At 70.6% G+C, this 3,949-nt stretch carries 2 protein-coding genes and 1 pseudogene; all 3 read right to left on the reverse strand.

Going from position 1 to position 3,949, the window contains the following annotated elements:
- Positions 1–735, reverse strand: a 735-nt coding sequence (locus AC31A1_RS48085; RefSeq protein ID WP_489659373.1) for a hypothetical protein, incomplete at its 3' end; no start/stop codon positions are given.
- A gap of 217 nt (positions 736–952) precedes the next feature.
- Positions 953–1,732: a calcium-binding protein gene (locus tag AC31A1_RS48090; protein ID WP_489659374.1), complete on the reverse strand. Its 780-nt coding sequence runs from the start codon at positions 1,730–1,732 to the stop codon at positions 953–955.
- A gap of 125 nt (positions 1,733–1,857) precedes the next feature.
- Positions 1,858–3,942, reverse strand: a pseudogene (locus AC31A1_RS48095) (sacsin N-terminal ATP-binding-like domain-containing protein); the annotation flags it as partial.
- Between the last annotated feature and the right edge of the window lie 7 nt (positions 3,943–3,949).

Here is a 3,949-nt window from a genome sequence, read left to right on the forward strand (position 1 = left end):
GTTGTTGGCGTCCCAGTTCGCGCGGGTCAGCTTGCCGGTGACCGTGATGGTCTTGCCCTTCTTGACGGGCTCCGGGGTGGCGTTGACCGTGAGCTTCGACAGACGGGTCACGTTCGGGGAGGCGAAGCCGTCCTGGTCGGCGTAACCGACCTTGGTGACGTCGAAGGTGCTGCTGGTGGGGTCCTGGCCGTTCCACGCGACGGCCTCGGCACCGGCCTTCCAGGCACCGGCGTCGGTGTTCGACAGGTCGCCCTCGCCCGGGTAGATGTCGAGGGAGCCCTTGCAGGAGGCGGCGGTCGCCGAGGTGGCCGTGCAGGTGGCCAGGTCGTCGTCGAAGATCATGTTGGCCGGCTCGGTCGCCGAACCCTTGTACAGGTACAGATCGGTCCAGAAGTCCGACGCGGTGATGTCGACGTCGGCGCCGTGCGTCAGCGTGTACGTGACCGGCACGGAGACGTGGGCGGCGGCACCGACCACGATCGGCTTGCCGCTGTGCACCTTGATGTTGGAGAAGGTGACGTTCAGGGCGTACGGCTCGTCGTCGGCCGGGGTGGCGACGGTGGAACCGGAGAGGGTGGCCTTGCCGGAGGCGGTGTGGGCGGCGGCCTCCCGGATCTTCGCGATGTCCGAGCGGTACGAGCCGGCGTCGGAGCCCGCGGCCTGAGCGGCCGGTACGGCGAAGGCGGAGAGAACCAGGGCGCCGGAGACGGCGGCCACGGTGGCGCTTATGCGCATGCGTTCCCCAAGTGGGAAAGGGGGCCCCGACGCGCTGGTCGTTCCGAACGGCTCGTCGTCGGCGCCGGGGCCCAAGTGATGGCGGAGCCTGTTGGCTCACGTGTTCTGATTCGTGACAGGTGGGGCAGGTTGTACGGCGGATCGAGACTTTGTGCGGGTATTGCGAACTGATGGTGAAGTACGGAGACTTCGCCGGTCGGCGGGGCCGCGTCAGGTCTTACTTGACGTCGATGAAGTCACCCGCGGCGTTGACGGCCGGGGTCGTCGAGGTGCCCGCGAAGCTGTAGCGGAAGTAGCCGTCGACGGTCGCCTTGACGGTGGTGCTCAGGTTGCCCGTCGAGTTCGTCTTGACGGTCTTCACCGTGGTGTACGTGGTGGAGTTCTTCTTGCGGAACTGGAGCTTCACCGGCTGGGTGGAGTAACCGGAGTAGGTGGCGGCATCCCAGTTCGCGCGGGTCAGCTTGCCGGTGACCGTGATGGTCTTGCCCTTCTTGACGGGCTCCGGGGCGGCGTTGACCGTGAGCTTCGACAGGCGCTGGACCTGGAAGGTCTTCGCGTTGTCCTTCTGGACGTAGTCGCTGTCCTTGCCCCTGGCGACCGCCCAGACCTTCCAGCCGCCGGCCACGGAGTTGATCAGGTTGGAGCGCGGCGTCAGGTCGAAGGTCGACTTGCAGGTCGACGTCGTGGCGTTGACCTTGGTGCAGGTGGCGCGGCCGTCGCTGCCGTTGGCGACGGCGCCGCTGTCCGACGAGTCGATGTCGGCGCCGTGGTACAGGATCGCCTGCGCCCAGTCGACGCCCGAGGCGTCCTTGACCGTGAAGCTGACGGTGATGGTCTTCTTCGCGGTCGCGCCCACGACGACCGGCTTGCCGCCGTTCACCACGACGGCCGAGATCGTGGTGTCCCCCCGGCCCTCGTCGGCCTGCGCGGCAGGCACGGCGAGAGCGGAGAGGGCCAGGGCGCCGGTCAGGACGCCGAGGGTGGCACGCATGCGCATGGGTTCCCCAGGTAGAGAAGTGATCGTGGAGCCTGTTGGCTCAGGTGATCAGATTCACGACGAAAGGGAATGGTTGTACGACTCGTGAACTTTTTTCGGAACGGCCGTGAAGATCGTCGACCCGCTCAGTCGAACCACCGGTCCCGAGCCAGTTCCTCCGTCCGCGACGGGTCTTCCAACAGCGCCGCCACCTCGAAGCGGCGGGGCCACTGTCCCGCCGACCAGGCCAGGCCGGCCGCGACGCCTTCCAGCGTCGAGGCGTGCAGCACCCCGTCCCGGGTCCGGCGCCAGTCGATCTCGACGCCGTCCACGACGAGTTCGTCGTGTTCGACGTAGGTCGCGGGGGTGAGGGGGCCGAGGAGGACGCGGACGGATTCCGGTACGTCGTGTTCGGTGCCCTCGGAGGTGACCTCGCCGGTGACCGACTCGCTGAGGCGGCGGACCTGGAAGAGTTCGGCCAGCTCGGCGGCCCTGGACGGGCGTACGGGGAGGAGCGGGGTGCCGGAGGTGAAGGGCAGCAGGTCGGGTGAGTCGACGACCACGGCGTCCGCCGCGTCCACGACCGTCACCTCGCCGTCGACCACGGCACGCAGGTCGTCCGGGAGGGTCACCTGTTCCGGGTCGAGGTCGGCCAACGCGCTGTACAGGGCGTGCAGTTGGGCGCCGCTGACCTCGCGGTCCGGGTCGGCGAGGCGGTCGAGGAGTTCGGCGGCTCCGCCGGGCTCGTCGAGGAGGGCGGCGACGGAGGTGCGGACGCCGAGGGCCCGGAGTACCTGTTCGTCGTCGAAGCCGGTCGCGTCGGCCTCGTCGTAGAGACCGCGCAGGAGGGGGTCGCCGCCGGCGGCGAGCAGGCCGGCCGGGCGGCGGCCGTCCAGTACCGGGTGGCCGCGCAACCACCAAGCCGTGTAAGGCCGTACGACCTCGTGAGTGCCGTCCGGCAGCAGGATGCGGACCTGTTGGGTGATCGCGTCACGGAGCGGGGGCCGGGCGAGGAGGGCGAGGGCCTGGGGCCAGCGGTCCTCGTCGACGAGGTCGAGGTCGCGTACGGCGACGAGTTCGGTGGCCACGGGGGGTACGGGGCTGTCGGGGAAGCGGTCGAGGACGTCCTCCGACCACACGTCCACGGAGTCCAGCAGACCCGGGTCGTCGGGTTCCGCGAAGTCGCTGTCGCGGGGCTCCAGTTCGTCCGGGTCGAGGACGACGTCGGTGGCGCGGACGAGGGCGAAGGTGGCGAGGACTCCGCAGGCGGCGAGGGGCTGTTCGCCCCAGCGGTCGGCCAAGTCGGCTTCCACGAAGGCCAGTTCGTCGTCCCGCATCACCTGGGCGAAAGGGCTGCCGGGCAGCACCAGTTCGCCGGCGGGGGCGAGTTCGCCGTCCTCGTCGGGCAGGGCGAGGGCGCCGAGCCAGGGTTCGTCACCGGGTTCCAGGCCCGCGTCCCGGACGAGGGCGAGGACGGTCTCCGCCAACTCGTCGCTGTCCGGGGCGACTTCGTCCCACATGGCCCCGCCCTCCTCGTCGAGGGAGGCGGCCACGGCGGCCCGTACCTGGGGTGTGGTGAGGACCGCGCGGGGCGTCGCGGGCAGCGCGCCGAGCTTCTCCAGGAGAGGGTGCGCGGCATCCGGGTGGGCGACCTTGAGCCCTAGCCGGGCAAGGACTTCGGGCTCGACCTGGGCGGAGTCGGGGGTGGGGAGGAGGACTTGGCGCGGCCCGATGGTCGTGCGTCCATCGGCCAGCGGCACGGGCAGCCCGGTGAGCCGGTCGGGGTCGACGCCCGCGAGGCTGTCGTAGAGCCGCCGCCACCACTCCGGGGCCTTCTCCAGGCCGGCCAGGCGGTCGACGGCGTCGGTGAGGGGGACGCGGGCGACGCCCAACGTCCGTAGTTCCACGCGGCGTTCGAGGCCGGCGGGCAGGAGGGTGGGGAGTACTTCGGCGAGGACGCGCACGGTGTCGGCGCCGGCGCCCTCGACGACCTCGGCGTCCCGGGGCCGTAGCGACTCGGGCAGGTCGGAGTCGTCGCCTGTGGGCTCGATGGCGGGCGGGAGGAAGGGCGTTCGCGGCAGGCGTCGCAGGATCGCCTGGCGCAGGGTGCCGTCCAACTCCCCCTTGCCCAGCGGGCCGGGGACGAGGTCGATGATGCCGGTGGTCACCGGGCGCCAGGCGGCGAGGAGTTCGACGTACGCGTCCGCCGCGCGCTCCACGACGAAGTCTGTCTCTTAT

Source organism: Streptomyces sp. P5F9, assembly GCF_057961495.1.

What these genes read in the sequence shown, in the direction of transcription:
- AC31A1_RS48090 (WP_489659374.1), bottom strand. Translation starts at nt 1,732, where the DNA reads ATGCGCATGCGTGCCACCCTCGGCGTCCTGACCGGCGCCCTGGCCCTC.